This is a genomic window from Cyclobacterium sp. SOCE241 (genome assembly GCF_056867545.1).
On sequence record NZ_CP149779.1, the window covers coordinates 5,376,851 to 5,397,739 of the forward strand.

15 protein-coding genes, 1 tRNA gene and 4 pseudogenes are annotated in these 20,889 nt (G+C 39.4%); 12 read left to right on the plus strand and 8 right to left on the minus strand.

From position 1 onward, the window contains the following. The first annotated feature begins 19 nt into the window (after positions 1-19). The 5 genes from WG932_RS27360 (at position 20) to WG932_RS27380 (ending at position 5,960) form a co-directional block, all read left to right on the plus strand. Complete coding sequence (locus WG932_RS27360) at positions 20-1,450, plus strand: RagB/SusD family nutrient uptake outer membrane protein (RefSeq protein ID WP_483086016.1); 1,431 nt, start codon at positions 20-22, stop codon at positions 1,448-1,450. Next, positions 1,450-2,274, plus strand: coding sequence for a DUF4843 domain-containing protein (locus WG932_RS27365; RefSeq protein WP_014020869.1), 825 nt, complete (start codon positions 1,450-1,452; stop codon positions 2,272-2,274). The genes WG932_RS27360 and WG932_RS27365 overlap by 1 nt, the downstream gene beginning before the upstream one ends. Positions 2,275-2,515: 241 nt before the next feature. Then, the gene (locus WG932_RS27370; RefSeq protein ID WP_483086017.1) at positions 2,516-2,848 is read left to right on the plus strand and encodes a hypothetical protein; all 333 of its coding nucleotides are present in this window, start codon (positions 2,516-2,518) and stop codon (positions 2,846-2,848) included. Continuing rightward, positions 2,845-3,219, plus strand: a complete 375-nt coding sequence (locus tag WG932_RS27375; RefSeq protein WP_483086018.1) for a S8 family serine peptidase — start codon at positions 2,845-2,847, stop codon at positions 3,217-3,219. The genes WG932_RS27370 and WG932_RS27375 overlap by 4 nt, the downstream gene beginning before the upstream one ends. Continuing rightward, a complete protein-coding gene (locus WG932_RS27380) occupies positions 3,216-5,960 on the plus strand; it encodes a S8 family serine peptidase (protein WP_483086019.1) in 2,745 nt (914 codons plus the stop codon). Before WG932_RS27375 ends, WG932_RS27380 begins: the two co-directional genes overlap by 4 nt. A 151-nt stretch (positions 5,961-6,111) precedes the next feature. Here WG932_RS27380 and WG932_RS27385 read toward each other — a convergent pair whose 3' ends face one another. The 4 genes from WG932_RS27385 to WG932_RS27400 form a co-directional block, all read right to left on the minus strand. Then, the gene (locus WG932_RS27385) at positions 6,112-6,798 is read right to left on the minus strand and encodes a hypothetical protein (protein ID WP_483086020.1); all 687 of its coding nucleotides are present in this window, start codon (positions 6,796-6,798) and stop codon (positions 6,112-6,114) included. Next, positions 6,765-7,226, minus strand: a complete 462-nt coding sequence (locus WG932_RS27390; protein ID WP_483086021.1) for a hypothetical protein — start codon at positions 7,224-7,226, stop codon at positions 6,765-6,767. Before WG932_RS27390 ends, WG932_RS27385 begins: the two co-directional genes overlap by 34 nt. Then, on the minus strand, positions 7,223-7,522 hold the full coding sequence (locus WG932_RS27395; protein ID WP_483086022.1) for a hypothetical protein: 300 nt from the start codon (positions 7,520-7,522) through the stop codon (positions 7,223-7,225). Before WG932_RS27395 ends, WG932_RS27390 begins: the two co-directional genes overlap by 4 nt. A 210-nt stretch (positions 7,523-7,732) precedes the next feature. Further along, positions 7,733-8,515 carry an outer membrane beta-barrel protein gene (locus WG932_RS27400; RefSeq protein ID WP_483086023.1) on the minus strand — a complete coding sequence of 261 codons (783 nt, stop codon included), beginning with the start codon at positions 8,513-8,515 and terminating at the stop codon, positions 7,733-7,735. 719 nt (positions 8,516-9,234) lie between these two features. On the opposite strand from WG932_RS27400, the gene WG932_RS27405 reads away from it, so the two are divergent. Together WG932_RS27405 and lpxB are read left to right on the plus strand one after the other, a co-directional pair. After that, positions 9,235-9,654 (plus strand): 6-pyruvoyl trahydropterin synthase family protein, encoded by a 420-nt coding sequence (locus tag WG932_RS27405; protein WP_483086024.1) that lies wholly within the window; start codon positions 9,235-9,237, stop codon positions 9,652-9,654. A 95-nt stretch (positions 9,655-9,749) separates the two neighbouring features. Beyond that, positions 9,750-10,789, plus strand: a pseudogene (gene lpxB / locus WG932_RS27410) (lipid-A-disaccharide synthase). On the opposite strand, the pseudogene clpX reads toward lpxB, so the two are convergent. The 4 genes and pseudogenes from clpX to WG932_RS27430 all read right to left on the minus strand — a co-directional run bounded on the left by clpX (position 10,786) and on the right by WG932_RS27430 (position 14,272). Next, positions 10,786-12,008 (minus strand): annotated as a pseudogene (gene clpX, locus WG932_RS27415) (ATP-dependent Clp protease ATP-binding subunit ClpX). The pseudogenes lpxB and clpX overlap by 4 nt on opposite strands. Positions 12,009-12,015: 7 nt before the next feature. After that, entirely contained in the window at positions 12,016-12,687 is a 672-nt protein-coding gene (locus WG932_RS27420) for a ClpP family protease (protein ID WP_014020877.1), read from the minus strand. 83 nt (positions 12,688-12,770) lie between these two features. Next, positions 12,771-14,099 (minus strand): trigger factor, encoded by a 1,329-nt coding sequence (gene tig, locus WG932_RS27425; protein ID WP_014020878.1) that lies wholly within the window; start codon positions 14,097-14,099, stop codon positions 12,771-12,773. Positions 14,100-14,190: 91 nt separating this feature from the next. Next, positions 14,191-14,272 (minus strand) — tRNA-Leu (locus WG932_RS27430). Between the two features lie 230 nt (positions 14,273-14,502). On the opposite strand from WG932_RS27430, the pseudogene WG932_RS27435 reads away from it, so the two are divergent. The 5 genes and pseudogenes from WG932_RS27435 to WG932_RS27455 all read left to right on the plus strand — a co-directional run bounded on the left by WG932_RS27435 (position 14,503) and on the right by WG932_RS27455 (position 20,876). After that, a pseudogene (locus WG932_RS27435) lies at positions 14,503-16,720 on the plus strand (RelA/SpoT family protein). Between the two features lie 57 nt (positions 16,721-16,777). Next, positions 16,778-17,266, plus strand: a complete 489-nt coding sequence (locus tag WG932_RS27440; RefSeq protein WP_014020880.1) for a Fur family transcriptional regulator — start codon at positions 16,778-16,780, stop codon at positions 17,264-17,266. A 10-nt stretch (positions 17,267-17,276) separates the two neighbouring features. Beyond that, a complete protein-coding gene (locus WG932_RS27445; RefSeq protein ID WP_014020881.1) occupies positions 17,277-17,621 on the plus strand; it encodes an STAS domain-containing protein in 345 nt (114 codons plus the stop codon). Positions 17,622-17,736: 115 nt separating this feature from the next. Beyond that, a pseudogene (locus WG932_RS27450) lies at positions 17,737-19,007 on the plus strand (adenylosuccinate synthase). A gap of 510 nt (positions 19,008-19,517) precedes the next feature. After that, the gene (locus WG932_RS27455) at positions 19,518-20,876 is read left to right on the plus strand and encodes a hypothetical protein (protein ID WP_483086025.1); all 1,359 of its coding nucleotides are present in this window, start codon (positions 19,518-19,520) and stop codon (positions 20,874-20,876) included. The last annotated feature ends 13 nt before the right edge of the window (positions 20,877-20,889 follow it).

A 20,889-nucleotide genomic window follows, 5' to 3' on the forward strand; every position in this document is an offset into this window, starting at 1 on the left:
AATTGAGATGATAGATAGGATGATAAATAAAATAGTTTATTCGGGTGTAGCATTTCTTTTGGTTGCCTGTACTGATTTGACTACCAACCCTAGGCAAAGTCTTACGCCGGAAGTTGCATTGAATGACGTATCCGGTTACCAGTCTGTTGCCAATTCCATGTACAATAGAGCTACAAGTTTCGGATATTATGGCCAAACCATGATGATCGCACCTGAAATATTGGCGGACAATTTAAAAACAATCGCCAATACTGGAAGGTACCAAGGAGAGGAGGCCAATAGTGATAGAGACCATATCAATATTTGGGGACTGGCTGTCTATGGAGGAATAAATGATGCCAACCTAATTATCGAAGGGATTGATGATGAAGAGGTTTCAGGAGATGAAGATGTAAAGTCATTTATTAAGGCAGAGGCCTATTTTATGCGGGCACTTTTTTACTTTGACCTGTGCAGGGTTTATGGGTACGAGCCGGGTAAAGAGATAAATGGATTCAATTTGGGTCCTATCATGAGATTAACCCCAACTTTAGTAGCCTCAGCCGCCAATGAGTACCTTTCAAGGTCTACAGTAGAAGAAGTATACGAACAAATAGAAAGCGACCTTTTGGCAGCTATTCCCTTGGTGGGATACGCCCCTATCGGTTCTGATGGGGTATATTATGCCAATACAGGAGCAGCTTTAACCCTCCTTGCACGACTTTACTTATACTGGGGCAAAATGGCAGAAGCAGAGGAGGCTGCATCTTATGCGATGGAAATTATGGGTTTACTTACCAATGGTGAAGGTTTGCTGGAAGCAGACCAATACGTCCAAGGTTTTTCCAGAGCTCCGCATCCTGAATCTTTGTTTGAACTAGAGTTAAGACTTGTAGACTGGTCGGATGGAGACGGGGTCAATAATTCCTTAAACTCCCTAGTCGCTGACAATGAACCTGCTGCACAGTTTATTATTGGGGCATCTGATGATTTGATGGCTGCCTATGAAGAGGGAGATGTTCGAAAAAACTGCTGGTCAGCTACCACAAGGGAGGGCGTAGAAGGAGATGTATATGCCAGTAGGAAATGGACTGGTTATAAGGGAGATTTTTTGGAAAACCTACCTATTTTAAGGGCCTCAGAACTCTATTTAATCAGGGCAGAGGCAAGGTATGAAACCAATCCTTCCGGTGCTCGTGCAGATATAAATGCCCTGCGTTCCAGGCGAGGGCTAGGTGCGATTGACAACCTTTTATCCGGAGAGGCATTGCTCAACCGTATTTTATTGGAAAGAAGGTTGGAATTTGCTCTTGAAGGACATCGCTGGTTTGACCTGAAAAGAAATGGGAAGGATATCCCCAAACATGATGGATTTCTGGATGTGCCCTACACCGATTACCGTATTTTGTCGAATATTCCTTTGGATGAAATCACATTGAATGAAAAACTAGAACAAAACCCCGGCTACTAATGAAAAAAGATAGACAGTATAAGGTTTTAGCATGGGTGTTGTTCCTTGGTTTGATGGCAGGAAATATTTCTTGCATGGAAGACTCAGGGTTTGGTATCCTGTGGGAGGGAATGGAAGTTGAATTTGACGAAGCGTCTTTGCCCAATAATACCATTCAGAAAATCGTTACCAAATCCAGTGACAATCAGGTGGACCAAGAGCATGTACGCATTAACTTGGTGGGTGCTCAAGTCAATACTCCAATCGAAGTGGAACTAGGCGTGGACCCCATATCTACCGCAATAGAAGGTGTACATTACAATATGGAGACAAATAAAGTTACCATACCTGCCAATAGTAGTTTTGTGGATGTTCCGATAGAAATTCTTACCGGAAATTTGGCAAGTGATGAACTGCCGGATCTTGTGTTGACCATCATTGATGCCGGAGAAACTAAAATAAGTACCAATTACCACCAACTGACGATAGCAATTAGACTTTCATGTCCTTCTGAACTTGCCGGGGTTTATACTTCGGTTACCGTAGGTTCTTTTGGAACAGTAAACTATCAAGTAACCATTACAGAATTAGAGCCATTTACCTATAGGATATCAGACATCACGGGTGGTGTTTATTCAGAACTATACGGAGAGAATGATAATCCTGCAGTATTTTCTGAATTGTGTGGAGAAATTACCATGACAGAGCAAGCGGATAATGTATTTGATAGAGCAGTATTCACAGGCTCCGGTACAGTAAATGCCGATGGAACCATTAGGATTAGTTGGGAAAATGAGGTGGCCGAGTTGAGTGGCATTACCACCCTAACCCCTTCGGGAAATTGATTGTGATGACAATTGCATAGAAAATTCTTTGTGAGGAAAACAGGCAAAGGATAAGAGAAGAATTGATCTTTGGGATAGAACAAAGCGTCTAGCCATAGGCTTGGCTATAAGAATGAAGGTGTGTTTAACCCGGTATTGTCCAAAATGGAAGGGTGGGAAATAATTGATGAAATACTGCTTAAAACAGTAAAGGGATTAAGGTTTTGTAAAATCTTGTGACCGATCAAACAAAGCAAATCGGATGAGAAAAAGTATCGTTTTAGTCATTTTTCTTTTATTAACATGGGAGTCCTATGGACAAAACCCGGCATTCTCTAATGAGGGAATGCAAAAGGTTCGATCCGATGTTTTTCAAAAATTACAAGAAAGTGTGGGCAAGCATAGCCTTACCAACGAAGAAAAGAGGCGCATTTCAACGACCATGGGTATCCCACTACGGATCAATTTGGCCAATAATCAATCTGCCACATTCCAATATTTAGATGAATCCTCCCATCCGGTGTACTTCACTACCTTCAATCTTAAGGCTGCCAAAGCCACAGAAACTGATGCTTTACAAGAGGGGGAAGCTTGAATTTGGGGCTCACCGGTCGTGACATGATTGTAGGTATTTATGATCAAACTCGACCTAAATCCAATCACAATGAGTTTGGGAATAGGGTAAGCCAGTTGGATGGTTCCACTGAGGAAATAAGTAATCATGCAACCCACGTCACAGGAACCATTTTGGCTGCAGGAAACAATGCAAATGCTAAAGGTATGGCAACGGAGGCCACAGGTTGGGCATTCAACTGGGATGCTGATATATCTAAAATGACCCAAAACAGCTATGACCCTGAGCTTAATCCCGGTGGACACTTGGTTTCTAACCACTCTTATGGAAACCTTATAGGTTGGTATAGAGATAGTAATCAGAATTGGAGTTGGGCCGGAAATGAGGGGTGAGTAGCCAAGAAGATTATCGTTTCGGATACTATTCTTCAAAATCAAGGCAGATAGATGAGTTGACTTTTGCCAAGCCCTACTATACGATTGTTTGGGCTGCTGGAAATGATCGTTCAGATGTAGGAGACGGTTCCAAACCTTCTGATGGGCCAGAGGATACGATAGGACCGGAGGGAGTGGCCAAAAACAATATTACCGTGGGTGCAGTCAGTTTACTTCAGGACTATAACACCCCTTCTGATGTTTTTATGAGCAGTTTCTCTAGTTGGGGGCCTGTTGATGATGGCCGTATTAAACCTGACTTTGTGGGCATGGGAGTAAATGTTTTTAGTTCTGCTATTTCTAACGACGGAAATGGGGACAGCTATGCCACTTTAAGTGGGACTTCAATGGCCTCCCCAAATGTTACCGGAACCTTAATGCTATTGCAGGAATTGTACCACCAGAGAAATTCCGGTAGATACATGCGTTCAGCCACCTTAAAAGCCCTTGCCATTCACACCACCAAAGAAGCAGGAATTGATCCCGGGCCCGACTATATGTTTGGTTGGGGGTTATTAGATGCTAAGGCCGCTGCCGATATTATTATCAATGAAGATGGTAGCTCTAAAGTGATCAGAGAATTGCAATTGGAAGACAATGGGGACTATCAAATTGAATTTATTTCAAATGGTGTGGACCCGATTAAGGTAACCATTGCATGGACAGATCCAGCAGGCTCCCTTGCGCCAGTGCAGCTAAATCCCGGAAATCTAATGCTGGTAAATGACCTGGACATGAGAATTGTGGATGAAAGTGGAACGGTTTATTACCCTTGGTCATTGAATCCCGCACAAGGTTCCGGTGCGGTGGCCACAAGAAATGGAGACAATTATAGAGACAATGTAGAACAGATAGTAATTGATAATCCAAGTCCTCAGAAATATACTTTACAGGTTAATCACAAAGGTAGCCTTGTCAATGGGCAACAAGACTTTAGTATGATTTTTTCTGCAGGTGTCACAGATGGACAATCCAGTACCTTGTACTGGATTGGAGGGAATGATGATTGGGAAGATCCCGAAAATTGGTCCCTAACCTCGAATGGTCCAAGTGCAGGTAGAATCCCCGATGAAGGTACTCGAGTTGTGATTGACCAACCCAATATTGGTGAAAGGATACAGTTGAGTGCAGAGGTTAAGGTATTTAGTTTTAACGTTTTTGGCGATGAGCGCTTTATTTTGGATCTAAACCAACAAAATTTAATTGTTGTAAATGGATTCCGTTCGGGAAACCAAAATATGGAAATCAATAATGGAAATATACTTTTGGACGGAGTTGATGAAAAAGAAAGTATTGTAGATTTCGGCCAAGTTACTTTTACGGAAGTAGACTTACAGTTCAATTCGGGAAGATGGCAGGTATTGGCCTTACCTGAGTTGGGCACGTTAAGTATTAATTCTGCTGAAGTTGAATTTCTTGTCGACAGTATCTTTGTAGAGAATTTAAGTTTGCTTGAAGGAGCTGATATAAGTGGAAGTTTGAATACAATTGTATTTAGTAATCAGTTGATGGTAGAGGAAAATGCAATGGTCACCCAACCCCTAGATTTCCTTTTCTCTGGTACAAATGGAATTTATGAGGATCTGCAAAAATTACAAGACATCAACTTAACCAATAATGGGACGAATTTGGTTATCCTTGCGTCGGGTGATTTTGAAAACTTGGTTCTTTCAGGACATACTGAAATAGAATCACTAACAACTGTTGTTAATAGTCTCGTTTTGGAACCCGATGCCTTATTAACTTTACAAGATGGATCCACCTTGTCAATTGTAGAAAAGATTAGTCATGCGCCTAACCCCGGAGGAAATGCACTAATTAACGCCACAGGAAAGGCATCCCTTATTCATGATGTGTATACCAAATATTGTTTTGAAGGTTTAAACGTAGAGAATGTTGATTTATTAGGAGAGGCAGTCATTAACCTGGATCCACAGTCTTCAGTGGTTAATGCCGACAATTGGAGTAATATTTCCTGTGAAGATGTTATTTTCGTAAACTTTGATGTTCGCTTCAATTGTGCCGGAGGGATTACCGAATTTATTAACTTAAGTGAGGGGAATATTAGCACATTGAATTGGAGTTTTGCAGGTCTTGGAACCTCAAACCTTGAAAACCCTACCTTTGTATTTAACTTCTCCAGAACTTATCAAGTAACCCTTGAGGCGGTTGGTCCTTCCGGAGTAAAGGCATTTCAAAGAAGCATATCAGTATCTTCCAATACCTTGGACAGGCCAATTATAGTTGTGAATGGTTCTCAATTAAGTTCTCAACTCCCTGCATCATCTTATCAATGGTATAGGAATGGTGTGCCAATTACAGGAGCCACTTCCAGGTCTTATATAGCCATTGATGAAGGAACCTATCAAGTAGCTGTAATAGACAATCAATGCAACAGGATTTCCGACGTGGTTGTCATTTCAGGGGCCGGTGACCTAAACCCTAATACTAAAGCCGGATATAGTATAGGTCCTAACCCCGTATCTGATAGGCTCTCCCTTTTTATCAATAACGACTTCATAGGGGAATTAAAAATAAGCTTATTTGATGTTACAGGGAAAAGAAAATTGGAGGAAACCTTTGTCAAACAGGAACAGGCCATTGAATATCTGATGGATTTTAATCTCCCTTCCGGGATGTATTTGTTACAAATTCAGGCAGGTAGGGAATTGCTTTCTTTTAAGGTATTACGAGAATAGGTTGTTTGATCTTCCAATTAATTCCGCCAAATATTCCTGAACTTAATCAAAGCCCCCTAAATTCCTTTGTCTAATTCATGCCAAAAATATTTAGGGGGCTTTGTTTAATTAAATCCGGAAAATGCCACAGAAAATCAATTGGGTGCTGCAATCACTGATTAAAGTATTCTTTTAAATCCTCATCTACATTTTTCCAAACGGTTTTGGAAAAGAAAGTATTAATTGAAGCTGCCCATCCTGTACCTTCACCTTTGGTTGAAACCACCACTTTTCCATCTACCAATTCCACCGTTCTAGTCACTTTGCCGGGGTGAAGGAGATGAGACCTTTCAAACCCATAATTATCTACTTGATTGGCCATGGTGTAGTTGGTAACAGAATTTTCAAAGTAATTAATTTTGGAGATGACCGGGTTGGTAGGAGTAAGGATCTCCACCCAAGTTAATTTACAATCTTCTACAGGTGAATTGTCAGGGGTAGGGGCAATAAAATTGGACTGTTGAAGCATGGCATTAAAAACACTTGAAACAGTACAATCAGGATTTGTATTAGGGTCACAGATTACTGTGGACAGTTCATCCCCTTCTTTCGGGTAAATGTGATAGTTCTCGTGTGAAGGGTCATATACATCTTGCAATTGACCGTTATCACATACTGTATTAGCCGGGGGATTAGGATTTCCTCCCTCAGGGCAGTTTACATCAAAAAACCATAAAGTTCCACCCTCTAAACATCCCGAAACATAAATGCTTATCTCTCTACTTATTTGAGGGTCATAAGGAATAGAAAAGGAACCACCTGAACTTACAAATCCATCAGCAGGGAGGCCTCCCTGCATAATTTAAATGGTGGTGCCTGCCCACCCTCCAATAGAACAGGGCTTGTACTGGCCACCCATTCTCCATTATACCTGATATCCATTCTATCCTTTTGGGTATACATGAAATAGGAAATGTTTACGACTCCGGGAAAATCCCCCATGTCATAGGTTTTTACTGTGATTCCATCTTGGCCATTTACCCTGGGAAATGATTGGCCATTTCCACATCTATTTTCGGAATCTACTATAGAAACATTAATGGATTGTTTCTCACTGACGTTATTGTTTTGGTCATAGATACTGTAAGAGACTACAAAATCACCTTTTTGAATAAAACTGGGAATACCTATGGCTACCGCAAAACTATTGTCGGCAGGGTCTACAAGCTCCACAGGAGCATTCCAATGTTCTTGGGCACCGGCTACTTCAATATAAATTCCTTTCAATTGATCATTTGAGTCAAAAGCAAAGGGTAAAAAAGGAAGTTGTCGTTGGTGATCAGTGCAGAAGAGATAGAAACAGTTATTTTTATTTGATCCGGATTTTTTGCGGAAGGCATATTCCCTTCCTCAAGCTCACCGTAAATTATAAGTTCTTTGTTTAATTCGTTGGGTTGCGTACTCGGGTCTATGGGCTGTTTCACCGGTAGCCTGGAATCTAGTTCTACATCCTCTTCAGGTGAACAAGCAAGGATTAAAAGTCCTATAAATGCTGTGAGTATAACTTTTATTTTAGCTTTCATTTTTAGAAAATATTAGGGTTGTTAAATCCGAATTATATTATAGGATTTCCCGTGTTTACGAGAAAAGTTGCAATCGAAAGAAAATCAGGCTGTTTGTAGCTTTTGGCATAGCACCGCTATGGTGAAAATGAAAATGGCAACGAAGTGGCTGATTTTGAAGCGATTTCAGCACGGAGTAGATGCTCTATTGCATAATTCGGGTTAAAGTAATTACAGATTAAGTAGGCCAAATCTTAAGGAAACTAGCGCAGAGGTGTCTGATAATTTTCCATAGGTTGTTTCAGCATAGGCCCCGCTTTTTAATAGAGAAAACCTCAATTCGATATCTTTGCTTAACCCAATGCCTGCAGAGGCGAAATAGCCGAAGTAGGGAGAAATTGGCGCTGTTGCTGAATCGTTTTCAGCGATGGTTGTTTTTACAGGATAATTTTCATTTGACTCTCCATTGATTTCAACCCGTTGATTGATAGTCGTAGTTGTTTTAGAGGTTGTTCCCATACCACTGCCCAACTGAAAACCTGCTCCTAAAGAGAATAATCTACTGACCTTATACTGTAAAGAAAAGGGGGCTTCTAGGGTAGTCAGTTTGTACTTCTCCGTGTAGGATGCGAATTGATCAAATTGGTATTCTGGGTCCTTATCTGCTCCGTTTATCTCTATGGTGTAACCTCGCATAGTGAAGTTTATCCCTGTGCCAAAAGATATTTTCTTATTGAAAGTAAAATTTGCAAATATCCCAAGGATCGGGTTGTATTGATAAGGTAGCTTACCTTTCACCCTAAAGTTGTCACTTCCTGTACCTTCAAAGGTGGAAATCATATTTTCTAACCCGTTTTTCGCCCCTCCTGAGGGTGAGTTGGCCGAATAGCCTAACTGAAAGCCAATCGACAAAGGTTTCTGTAAAACCCTTGTCAATGTATCTTGGGCTGAACTATTGAAGTTCAGAAATAGATAGATAATTGTGCTGATCGCTATAGTTCTTTTTTTACACATAGTGATTTTGTTTGGAATGATTGATGATTGTTTTATCCTTTACCAAGCTCTATTTTTTGTAGGGGGATTTAATTGGAGGCTTGACGACAATTGGTTTTGGGAAAAGCCAATTGCTTTTCAGGTTTCTGAGAACAGTATGGTGTCCTCAAACAAAGTGAAAAGGGCCCATCGTATATTGCTTATTCCATATTTTCGCTCTAATTATCAATGAATTTTAGCGTAAAACTTTAAGTCGGTTTTAATAATGTTTGGTGTTTTTACTAAGGGTTTGTGCATAGGGTAACAGGGTTAAATTGGAACATTGGTTGTCTGAGTAGGAGGTAGGTTGAATTTCAAGATTTATTATTTTAAAATCTAATACCGTTTATTTTTAGCGCTTCAGAAAATTTTTTTCGTGAACATGGATGGATAAGGCGTGAAAGTGTACCATCAATTCATAATCTTCCTTCCATCATGACTTTATATAAAAGGTAGTAGTATGCTTTGATGATGGATTTTAAATCGTTCCACTTTCTACCCTTTTCTGTAGAAACTGATCAACAAAGCCATATGAGTATAAGGTAAAGTAATGCCTTATTCGCCGGTATTTTTCTCCTAGAGAAAAGAGTTTTGTTGAGAAGGCTGGGGTTAATGAACAGAAGAAATGGGTATCCAAATAACAAAGCAGTGATATTTGTATCTTTTTTATGTAACTTTGTGGGCTCAATTGAAAAGAAAAAATGGTACACGTATGTCGGAAAGAGCATTTTAATGCGGCCCATAAATTATGGAATCCGAAATGGTCTGAAGAAAAGAATAAATCGGTATTTGGTCCTTGTTCCAATGCAAATTGGCATGGACATAATTTTGAACTGATTGTCACGATCAAAGGGAGACCTGATGAGGATACTGGTTTTGTGGTAGACCTAAAGCAGCTGAGCAACCTGATCCGAAAGGAAGTAATAGATAAAGTAGATCATAAAAACCTTAATGTAGATGTCCCTTTTATGGAAGGGAAAATGGCAAGCTGTGAGAATTTGGTCATGGAATTTTGGAAAATTCTTCAGCCGCAAGTGAATAAAATGGTTAAGGATGGAGGGCTTTATAAGCTCACCTTGTATGAAACGCCGAGGAATTTTGTAGAATATTATGGGGAGTAGTTGCCTAACCCCTATTAAATGAACTGCCTTTGAAGTATTACATAATTGCCGGAGAGAGATCAGGAGACCTGCATGGGGCTAATCTTCTACTTGCTTTGAAAGAAAAAGATCCTGAAGCCCAGTTTAGGGGAATGGGAGGCGAATACATGGAGGACGCAGGTTGTACCCTTTTTGCCCATTATAAGGAGATGGCTTTAATGGGCTTTGTGGAGGTATTGATTCATTTTAGAAGGGTTTTTAAGTATTTATCTGCAGTTAAAAAAGATTTATTGGCCTACCAGCCGGATGCATTGATTTTGGTGGATTTTGCCGGTTTTAATATGAAAATGGCCACCTTCGCTACTAAAAAGAATATAAAAGTTCATTATTATATTTCACCAAAGGTTTGGGCTTGGAATCAAAAGAGAGCTTATGGCATAAAGAAAAATGTAGACAAGTTGTATACCATTTTACCATTTGAGCCTGAGTTTTTAGAAAATTTGATTGGGAGGTGGATTATGTAGGCAATCCACTTTTAGATGAGATCAATAAGTTCAAGCCTGATGAGGATTTTTTAAGTCGGTATAATTTGGGAACTAAGCCTTTGATTGCCCTTCTTCCCGGAAGTAGAAAGCAAGAGGTAGACAAGATGTTGACCACCATGATTGCCTTAAAAAACAATTTTCAAAATGTAGATTGGGTAATTGCCGGTGTTCGAAACTTGCCCTCAGAAAGCTATGAATTGGCTATTGATGCAGGAATTCAGGTGGTTTATGATAAAACCTATGATATCTTGCTGAATGCCAGGGCAGCAATAGTTACTTCCGGAACGGCCACCCTCGAAACGGCACTTTTTAATGTGCCTCAGGTAGTGGTATACAAGACAAGTCGTATTTCCTATGCCATAGGAATGCAATTAATTAAAGTTGCTTTTGCTTCTTTGGTAAACTTGATTGTGGACAGAGAGGTTGTAAAAGAATTGATTCAAGGTGCCTATGAACCGGAATCTGTAAATGCAGAACTTCGAAGTATCTTAGAAGATGGGGCTAAACGTGAAAAGGTGTTGGAAGGCTATTTAGAATTGAAAAAACTATTGGGCAATAAAAAAGCCTCACAGGAAACTGCAAGGCTTATTTATGAAAGTATATCAGTTTAAGCTACCTGGAGCTTTTTAAACTTAGATTTCTCAAATTGTGTACGGGCGTATTCTTCGTCAATCACCAAGCTATGCTCACCTTCCTCAGATGGGAGTTCATACATGGCATCGGTGATAATTGCCTCACAAATTGACCTCAGTCCTCTAGCCCCGAGATTAAACTCCACCGCCTTTTCCACGATAAAGTCAATCCCTGACTCTTCAAATATTAAGGAAACATTCTCCATTGCCAAAAGCTTAACATATTGTTTGGTTAAGGCATTTTTTGGTTCTGTAAGAATTAATTTCAAGGAATCTTTGTCCAATGGATCCAAGTGCGTTAACACAGGAAGCCTTCCTATCAATTCAGGAATTAGACCAAAGGCTTTCAAATCTTGGGCAGTTACATATTGCAATAGATTGGTCCGGTCGATCTCATCAGCATTTGTCTTTTTACTGAAGCCCAGAGGCTGGGTGTTCAAGCGTCCGGCAATATGTCTACCGATGCCGTCAAAAGCCCCACCACAAATAAACAAAATGTTTTCTGTGTTTACTGAGATCATTTTTTGGTCAGGATGCTTTCTCCCCCTTGAGGTGGAACATTTACCGTAGTACCTTCCAGTAATTTAAGCATTGCCTGTTGCACACCTTCTCCACTTACATCTCTGGTGATGGATGGATTGTCTGATTTCCTGGCAATTTTATCAAGCTCATCTATATAAACAATTCCACGCTCAGCAGCTTCCACATTGTAATCTGCCGCTTGGAGCAAACGAGTAAGAATGCTTTCTACATCTTCACCTACATAGCCTGCCTCCGTCAAAACAGTAGCATCAGCGATGCAAAAAGGAACTTCGAGTGTTTTGGCGAGTGTCTTGGCCAAGTAAGTTTTACCAGTCCCCGTATCGCCCACCATTATAATATTGGATTTTTCAATCTTGACATCATCCGATTCCTGCTTTTGCCCCAATCTTTTGTAATGATTGTAAACCGCCACAGTCAAGACTTTTTTAGCCTCTTGTTGTCCAATAACGTATTGATCCAAATAGGCAGTAAGTTCTTTTGGTTTCTTTAATTTGAACTTAGGTTGTTTAGCATCCTTTTTCGTCTTGTCCTCTTCACCTAATATCTGGAAGGCTTGTTCTATACAGAAATTACAGATATGCGCAGAAATGCCTGAAACCATTAGGTCCACATCTTTCTTATTCCTCCCACAAAATGAACATGTTACTTGCGCCATTCAGTTTTTATTTTACTTTTTTCGTCAAAACTTCATCAATTAAGCCGTATTCTTTGGCAGCTGATGCTCTCATCCAGTAATCTCTGTCTGAGTCAATTTCAATTTGTTCGATGCTTTTTCCACTATGCTGGGCAAGAATCTCGTAAAGCTCTTGTCTCAATTCTAAAATTTGCCTAACAGAGATCTCCATATCTTTGGATTGACCTTGCATCCCTCCTGAAGGCTGGTGGATCATTACTCTTGCATGGGGTAGTGCTGCACGTTTGCCTGCCGCACCGCCTGCCAGTAATACTGCTCCCATGGAGGCTGCTAATCCGGTACATATGGTTCCCACTTCCGGACTAATGTATTGCATGGTGTCATAAATCCCTAAACCTGCATATACTGATCCCCCAGGGCTATTGACATACAGCAAGATGTCTTTCTTTGCATCAACAGACTCCAAAAATAACAATTGCGCAGTAATAATATTCGCAATATTGTCATCTACTCCTGTTCCAAGAAAAATAATCCTATCCATTATTAGTCTGGAAAATACATCTATTTCTCTGAAATTGGTAGGCCTTTCTTCAATGACTGCCCGGGTCATGTTTTCCACAGAGTGGATATATTGGTCAAAAGTATTGCCACTGATTCCTTGGCCTTTGACTGCGAATTTTCTGAATTCCTCTCTATTCATTTTTACTTTTCTCTAAGATTAATATTACAAAAATAAAAAAAGCCCTTAGATAAGGACTTTTTATGAACAAAAAATTTTAGGAATTAGTTTTCGAGAAGTTCTTTAAACTTTTCTACACCGATTTTCTCTTCTTTCAATTTGACTTTGTCCTTCACAAAATCGAGGACTTTTTCATTTTGTACCGAAGTCATCATTTGCATGTAATTCTTACCTTCATTGCCTTGAAGGTAGTTTTGTAAGAACATGTCCATATTGTCTTCTAGTTGGGCACCCATACCGGATGAGGCCAACTGCTCCCTTATCATTTCCTTGGTTTTTTCAATGACATCTTCATGCTCCGCTTTGATGTCATTGTCTTTTGAGATCTTATTCGAAATCAAAGACCATGTCAATTGTTTGGTATATGCTGGGAATTCCTTGGCAACATCCTCTTCAGTGACCTTGCCATCATTGGCTTTAATTAACCACTCTTTTAAGAATGCCTCAGGAAGATCAAGCTTGTGATTGGAAATCAAAGCGTCTTTGATCTGCTCCTCATTGAATACCTTAATTTCTTTTTGGTAATTTTCAGTAAGAATTGTTTTAACCTTTTCTAAAAATTCTTCCTCTGAAGAAACTTGGTCAGGACCGAAAACTTTATCAAACAATTCCTGATCTAAGGTTGCTTCCTCAGTTCTATTAATGTTTTGAACAGTGAAAGTGAAATCACCTTTAAGGTTTTCAGCAGCTTCCTTACTAATGTTTAACGCCTCAGCAATATCCCCTTTGATTGCTTTTGAAGGATCAAAGGAAATACTTTCTTCTTTTTTAACTCCTAAAAACTTTTTCACAGACCTGCCGTCCAAACTACTCAAAGGTAGTGAAAGGGTTTCTTCGTAAGAGCCATCATCCGCTTTAAGGTCTCCGTAAAGAAAATCATTTTCTTCACTTACCTCCGGATTGGTCATCTTACCATATTGCTTCTTGATGTTATCAATGGCTTCATTGACTTCCTTGTCTGAAAGTGTGATCTCATAAACCTTAGCATCCAGATCTTGGTCAAGGTTTAATTCAATATTTTCTACGAAACCAATTTTATATTCAAACTCAAAATCTTTCTGCTTCTTCCAGTCGATATTTTTACCATCTTCTTCAGAAGGTAAAGGGTCTCCAAGGACTTCAAAATCCTGCTCTTTTAAAAAATCATTTAAGGATTTTGACAAAATGGAATTAATCTCTTCCACCAAAACAGATGTGCCATAAAGGTTTTTTACCATTGTAAATGGTGCCTTTCCGGGCCTGAACCCTTTGATGTTCGCCTTTTTTGCGTAATCTTTTATTTTGGCATCAACTGTTTGTTGATAATCTGCTTCCCCAAGTTTGATTTTCACTGAGGCTTCATTGGCAGCATGCTTGTCTATTGTAATTTCCAAGGGATCTGAATTTAATGTTTACCAATAACAAAAACCCTCCATCCTGACTTACCTTAAAGGTAGCTATCAAGATCGAGGGATTTAAAGGGTGTGCGGATGGAGGGACTCGAACCCCCATGCCTCGCGGCGCTAGATCCTAAGTCTAGTGCGTCTACCAATTTCGCCACATCCGCAAATAAATAATTTCAGCTTGTCTACTTTTATTACCTTTTGTAATAACCGGGGAAATAAATCCCATAGTCCCAGCCTATCTCGCCAACAAGAGTTTTTGTTGGCTTGTTTTTTAATGTGGATGCAAAGGTAATAATCAATTTTAAAGATTCAATACTTTGGGTAAAAAAAATTAAAATTTTACTTAAGATTTTGATTCCTTAGTCTAGAATAATTTTATAACTTGTATCGTATGATCAAAGTTGATATAGAAGAAGAGCGCAAACAGATTCTCAAACGTTACCGGAAACTTTTGAGATTGGCAAAACCATTGCTTAAGCCCGGTGATGCCAAATTAATCAAGAAAGCTTTCAATGTAGCCAGCGAAGCTCATAAAGAAATGCGCCGTAAATCGGGAGAACCCTATATTTATCACCCTTTAGAGGTTGCTCTTATTTGTGTGGAAGAGATCGGCCTGGGGACGACCAGTATCATTGCCGCCCTACTCCATGATGTGGTAGAGGATACCGACATGGAATTGGAAGACATCGAAAGAGAATTTGGTGTTAAGGTTGCTCAAATTATAGATGGGCTTACCAAAATAGCAGGAGTTTTTGATTATGGTTCCTCTCAGCAAGCAGAGAACTTCAGAAAAATGCTGCTTACCCTATCTGATGATGTGCGGGTAATCCTCATTAAGTTAGCAGATAGGCTTAACAATATGAGAACCCTAGATTCCATGCCAAGGCACAAACAACTTAAAATTGGCTCGGAGACAAAGTACCTTTACGCGCCTTTGGCACATCGCCTTGGGCTTTATTCCATTAAATCGGAGCTTGAGGATTTGTACCTCAAGTTTATGGACAAAGAGGATTACGATTTTATCACCAAAAAATAAATGATACCAGGGTTTCCAGAAATAAATTCATCAAAACATTTATAGCTCCGATTGAAAAAGAACTTAAAGAACAAGGCTTTAAATTTGTGATAAAGGGGAGGCCTAAATCTGTTTATTCCATTTACAATAAAATGAAAAAGCAGAACATCCCTTTTGAAGAGGTGTTTGATTTGTTCGCCATCAGGATCATTATAGACACCTCCTACGAAAATGAAAAAGCCGCTTGTTGGCAGGTTTATTCTATTGTTACTGACTTTTATCGGCCAAACCCCAATAGGCTTCGGGATTGGATTAGTACGCCTAGAGCCAATGGTTATGAGTCATTACATACTACAGCCATGAGCCAAACAGGGCAGTGGGTAGAAGTCCAAATACGTACCCAACGCATGGATGACATTGCCGAAAGAGGTTATGCTGCTCACTGGAAGTACAAAGAAAAAGAAAATGCCCCTGAGAAAGCCGCCGGCAGTTTGGATGAATGGATTACCCAGGTAAGAACCTTACTGGAAAACAATGACGGTTCGGCCATAGAGTTTATGGATGATTTTAGGGGAAATCTTTTTCATGATGAAGTATTCGTGTTTACCCCAAAGGGAGACCTTAAAGTGCTGCCTTTTGATGCCACAGCTTTGGATTTTGCTTTCGAAATACACACTGAAGTTGGAGCCAAGTGTATTGGGGCCAAGGTCAATCAGAAGTTGGTTTCCTTGGGACATAAATTGAAAAATGGTGACCAAGTTGAGATACTTACCTCCAATAAACAAAAGCCAAGTGAAGATTGGTTAAAGTCTGTCGTAACATCGAGAGCCAAGGCCAAAATTAAAGACGCACTAAAGGAAGAGAAAAAAGGTTATATGCTGGATGGAAAAGAAATCGTCCAGCGAAAGCTAAAGCAAATGAAGCTCGACTTCACCTCCGAGACGGTGGAACAGTTGCGGGCATTTTTTGAAACCAAGACAACTACTGAATTTTATTACAAAGTTGGTAAAGGAATCATTGATGCAACGGCAATCAAAAGTTTCAAAGATTTTAAACAGCAAAAAAATCCAAGAAGGGGCCTCAGTTGAATTTTACTGATGAGAAATCCTTTACTAAAGAAATCAAAAACTTAAAAGGACCGGAACATGATCAGCTACTGATTGGAGAAGACATGGATGTGGTGGATTATGTTTTAGCGAAATGCTGTAACCCTATTCCCGGAGATGCCGTTTTTGGTTTTGTTACTGTGAATGAAGGAATAAAAATTCATAGGACAGCCTGCCCCAATGCATTGGAATTAATGTCCAATCACGGCAATAGGGTGATCAAAGCAAGATGGACCAGTCAGCAGCAAATTGCCTTTTTGGCGGGGCTAAAAATAATAGGTACCGATAGGGTAGGACTCATCAGTGATCTCACCAAAGTGATTTCCAATGAATTAAAAGTTAATATGCGCTCCATAACCGTTGATTCTGATCGAGGAATCTTTGAAGGTAGCATTAAGTTATACGTTGACAGTACCAACCATCTAGAGAAGCTAATTGATAATTTATCCAAGGTATCGGGAGTTCTTAAGGTTTCAAGGTTTGATTAGAAGAGTTAAACCATCCGTTTTTAAATAAGAACAGTATATTTGTAAAAAAATAAAAGTATGGCTTCAGTAGAAAATCTTTACGAAAAGGTAAAGAAAATATTCACCGCCTATTTGGAAAACAAAAAGCTGAGAAAAACACCGGAAAGGTATGCGATCTTAGAAGAGATATATAGCCGAGGAGGGCACTTTGATGTGGAAGGCTTGTATATAAGTATGAAAAATAAAAACTACCGAGTAAGTCGTGCTACGGTTTATAATACCTTAGACTTGTTGGTAGAATGTGATCTTGTTACCAAGCATCAGTTTGGTAAGAATTTGGCTCAGTACGAGAAATCCTATGGATACAAGCAACATGATCACCTGATCTGTACAGAATGCCATCAAGTGAAGGAATTTTGTGATCCTCGGATTCAAAACATCCAGAATACAGTAGGGGAGGTGTTGAATTTTAATATAATTCATCACTCTTTATTGCTTTACGGAAATTGTACCGATGAGAATTGTGAGCATAGAGTAGGAGCTACGGAAGGCAAAGCAAAAAAATAAATAATAATTCATGAAAGCAGAATTTCAATCCCAGATAGAAAATAATTCTTTGGTATTAAAAATAAAAGGTGATTTGATCGGAGATGATTCAGGTCCCCGAATGGTTGGCTTGGTGTCGGATGGCTTGCAAGACGGAGTGAAAAACTGCATCATTGACCTTAGTGAAGTCAGGTATATTAGCTCTAGTGGAATTGGAGTGTTAATTACAGTATTGACCAAAATGAGAAATGCAGATGGGGAAGTATTTTTGGCCTCACCTTCCGAGCATGTTAAAAAGCTACTAATAATTACCAAACTCAATAATATATTTAATGTGTCTGACACGCTTGAGGAGGCGTTAGCGCAAGTAAAATAATTCAAAAGCCATTTTTATTGAATAAAATATAGCTTGGAAGTTGTAAATTTTTACAAACATGACAATCTTCACGGCTTGTTTTGATAGAAGGCAGTAATACTTATTTAAAAATAAAATGAAAATGGACGTTCTTTTAGGTCTCCAGTGGGGTGACGAAGGCAAGGGTAAAGTAGTAGATTATCTAGCACCGAGCTATGAAATGGTAGCCAGATTTCAAGGAGGACCCAATGCCGGCCATACCTTAGAGTTTGACGGGATAAAGCATGTTTTGCATCAAATTCCCAGTGGGATCTTCAGGGGAAATATCCAGAATATTATAGGCAATGGAGTAGTGCTGGATCCTGTAGTTTTAAGGAAAGAAATCAAGAATTTGGAAAAATTCAATATTGATTTTAATAAAAATATGGCCATTTCAAAAAAGGCCACCATTATCCTTCCTACGCATAAATTATTGGATGCTGCTTATGAAAAATCCAAAGGAGATAAAAAAATTGGTTCTACCTTAAAAGGAATTGGGCCGACTTACCAAGATAAAATCGGAAGGGTAGCCTTGAGAGTTGGAGACATGCTATCTCCTGATTTCAAAGATAAATACCATGATTTAGTGGAGCGACACAAGTCAATCTTAAATTATTATGACTTTGGTTTGCAAGATCTTGCCGCCCTAGAGGCGGATTTCTTTGAAGCAGTTACGTTTTTTAAATCCCTAAGGCTTGTTGAAACGGAATTTGAAGTAAATGCAGCCATCAAATCAGGCAAAAAAGTTTTGGCTGAAGGAGCTCAAGGTTCACTTTTAGACGTAGATTTTGGAAGTTACCCTTTTGTAACAAGCAGTAGTACCATGGCTGCAGGGGCATGTACAGGTTTGGGAGTTGCTCCTTCCACTATAGGGGAAGTCTTCGGGATTTTCAAAGCTTATTGTACCCGTGTTGGCAGTGGTCCTTTCCCTACAGAATTATTCGATGCAGATGGAGAGCAAATGCGTAAGGATGGTAATGAATTTGGTTCTACAACTGGCCGTGCCAGAAGATGTGGTTGGATAGATCTTCCTGCACTGAAATATTCCATCATGATCAATGGGGTTACCCAATTGTTTATGATGAAAGCTGATGTGCTCAATGGCTTTGAAGAAATCAAAATCTGTACGGAGTACAAACTTGGAGATGGAAACCAAACCGATCAACAGTACCTCAATGGTACGACCGAAGGCATTGAACCGGTTTATGAAACGTTAAAGGGCTGGAATTGTAGCTTAGATGGAATTGATGATTATGAGAAATTCCCCGATGAATTGAAAGCCTATGTTTTTTTCTTGAAAAAGAACTTGAAGTTCCAATCAAAATGGTGTCTGTAGGTCCCGATAGAAAACAAACGATACTTAAATAATAGAATTCATACACTTATAATATTAAGGCTTCTTCCTAACTATCAGGAAGAAGCCTTTTTTATTTATTTTTTAATTGTCTATCTTAAGTTCCGAATGATGTCTTGTTGTATAAAGAAATCTTGAGTTGAATATATTAAATGTGAAAGAAGGCATAAATAGTGAATTACTGTTGTAGGTAATAACGATTTCCCAAATTCAAAAATTAATATAAGTGTATTCAATATATTATTAGGGTGTTATGGTAATCCCACTTTAATAAGAGGTCAATACAAAACATACTCAAACTTAAGCAGAGAAAACCTTCTAGTCCAGGTTGTTCTTTTAGAAGTTATTGGATTGGCAGATAAAACTGAGGTCATTAATATACCGGAAGTGTATTTCTAATCAACCCTTTCATTTGGTTTTCAAGAATCCGGAGGTTTGGAGAGTTGCATGTGGTATGTTTTAACTCCTGCATACTTTGAGAGTATTCTTTTTTATTTTATAGAAGCAATACGGTTGCTAAACATATGAAGGTATCTATAGGTCTTTCTTTAATTGTAATGATGCTTTCCTTTAGCGTAAGAGCGCAACAAGGCTTTCCTTATTGCGAATCTTTTCAGGAGGGGACTGAACGAGATGAGACTATTCTGGGAGGTAATGCAATCATACAAGATGGAGTATTAAGGCTAACTAATGCAGTGATGGATCAGAAGGGGTATGTGTATATTGATATTCCATTTTCCTCTAGCTTTGGGGTTAAAGCTTCCTTTGAATATTTTAGCTATGGAGGAACAGGAGCAGATGGTATGACCGTTTTCCTATTTGATGGGGAAAATCCCTCTTTTTCCCCCGGAGCATTTGGTGGATCCCTAGGCTATGCCATGAATGCCGATAGTCCCGGTTTGACACAGGCTTATTTAGGGGTTGGATTTGATAGTTTTGGGAACTTTGGTAATAATTCTGAAAATAAAACCGGAGGTTTTTCCTCAGGGATAAATCAGCTGCATCCAAATGCTATAGTGGTTAGGGGTCCGGGAAATGGTTACAATGGATATCATTTTATTACAGGTGTGAAGGTAAATGAGGGAGGGGCTTACGGTTTGCCGGAGGATCAGCAGTTTTCAATCAGTTCAGGAGGCCCTGGCACGCGGCGGGTGGAAGAACCCGAAGAAACAGGATACCGAAAGGTGATTTTTAAGCTAAGGCCCAAGAATGGAGGTATAGGGTATTTTTTGGATGTAGAAATGATTTTTACTACTGAAAATGGTAACCCACGCCAAATAACGCTGATAGATAATGTAGATTATCCCTATCCTTCACCTAAAACTTTGAAAATAGGTTTTGCAGGTTCCACCGGTGGAGAAACAAATATTCATGAAATTAGGAATTTGCTGGTAGAAGTGGCCGACCAAGATAATTTAAAAAAACCGACAACAAGTAATATAGAAAATGTTGGGGTGTGTATGGGACAGGAAAATTTTCTTGAAATACCTGAAGTGAATTATACCTTACCCAATATAGATTCCCGAGTTAGCTGTCTGCAGTTTTTTGAGTCCATGGATGAAATTATGGAAATAGAGACAGACCCTTGCCTTTCCGGTAGGTGCCATACCGATGATGCCGTTTTGATCACGCAAGAAGGAACTTTTAAATATTCAGGGTCGGGTACACAATTTTCTTTTGTTCCCGACCCTGATTTTACTGGAAATAGAATACAGGTATTTTATACCGTCACAGATAATTATGGGAAAACGTCTAATGGAAGTACTCTTTTACTGGATGTAATGGACAAGCCTGAACCGATAAGTATAATGGTCAACCAACTTCCGCTATTAAGTAAGGACGCTTGCCCTGAGGAAGAGATTGAATTAAGCATTTTTCCTTAGGTGAAAACGAACA

What these genes read in the sequence shown, in the direction of transcription:
- WG932_RS27455 (WP_483086025.1), top strand. Translation starts at nt 19,518, where the DNA reads ATGAAGGTATCTATAGGTCTTTCTTTAATTGTAATGATGCTTTCCTTT.
- WG932_RS27445 (WP_014020881.1), top strand. Translation starts at nt 17,277, where the DNA reads ATGAAAGCAGAATTTCAATCCCAGATAGAAAATAATTCTTTGGTATTA.
- WG932_RS27400 (WP_483086023.1), bottom strand. Translation starts at nt 8,515, where the DNA reads ATGTGTAAAAAAAGAACTATAGCGATCAGCACAATTATCTATCTATTT.
- WG932_RS27420 (WP_014020877.1), bottom strand. Translation starts at nt 12,687, where the DNA reads ATGAATAGAGAGGAATTCAGAAAATTCGCAGTCAAAGGCCAAGGAATC.
- WG932_RS27405 (WP_483086024.1), top strand. Translation starts at nt 9,235, where the DNA reads ATGGTACACGTATGTCGGAAAGAGCATTTTAATGCGGCCCATAAATTA.
- WG932_RS27395 (WP_483086022.1), bottom strand. Translation starts at nt 7,522, where the DNA reads ATGAAAGCTAAAATAAAAGTTATACTCACAGCATTTATAGGACTTTTA.
- WG932_RS27370 (WP_483086017.1), top strand. Translation starts at nt 2,516, where the DNA reads ATGAGAAAAAGTATCGTTTTAGTCATTTTTCTTTTATTAACATGGGAG.
- WG932_RS27360 (WP_483086016.1), top strand. Translation starts at nt 20, where the DNA reads ATGATAAATAAAATAGTTTATTCGGGTGTAGCATTTCTTTTGGTTGCC.
- WG932_RS27440 (WP_014020880.1), top strand. Translation starts at nt 16,778, where the DNA reads ATGGCTTCAGTAGAAAATCTTTACGAAAAGGTAAAGAAAATATTCACC.
- WG932_RS27385 (WP_483086020.1), bottom strand. Translation starts at nt 6,798, where the DNA reads ATGCAGGGAGGCCTCCCTGCTGATGGATTTGTAAGTTCAGGTGGTTCC.
- WG932_RS27365 (WP_014020869.1), top strand. Translation starts at nt 1,450, where the DNA reads ATGAAAAAAGATAGACAGTATAAGGTTTTAGCATGGGTGTTGTTCCTT.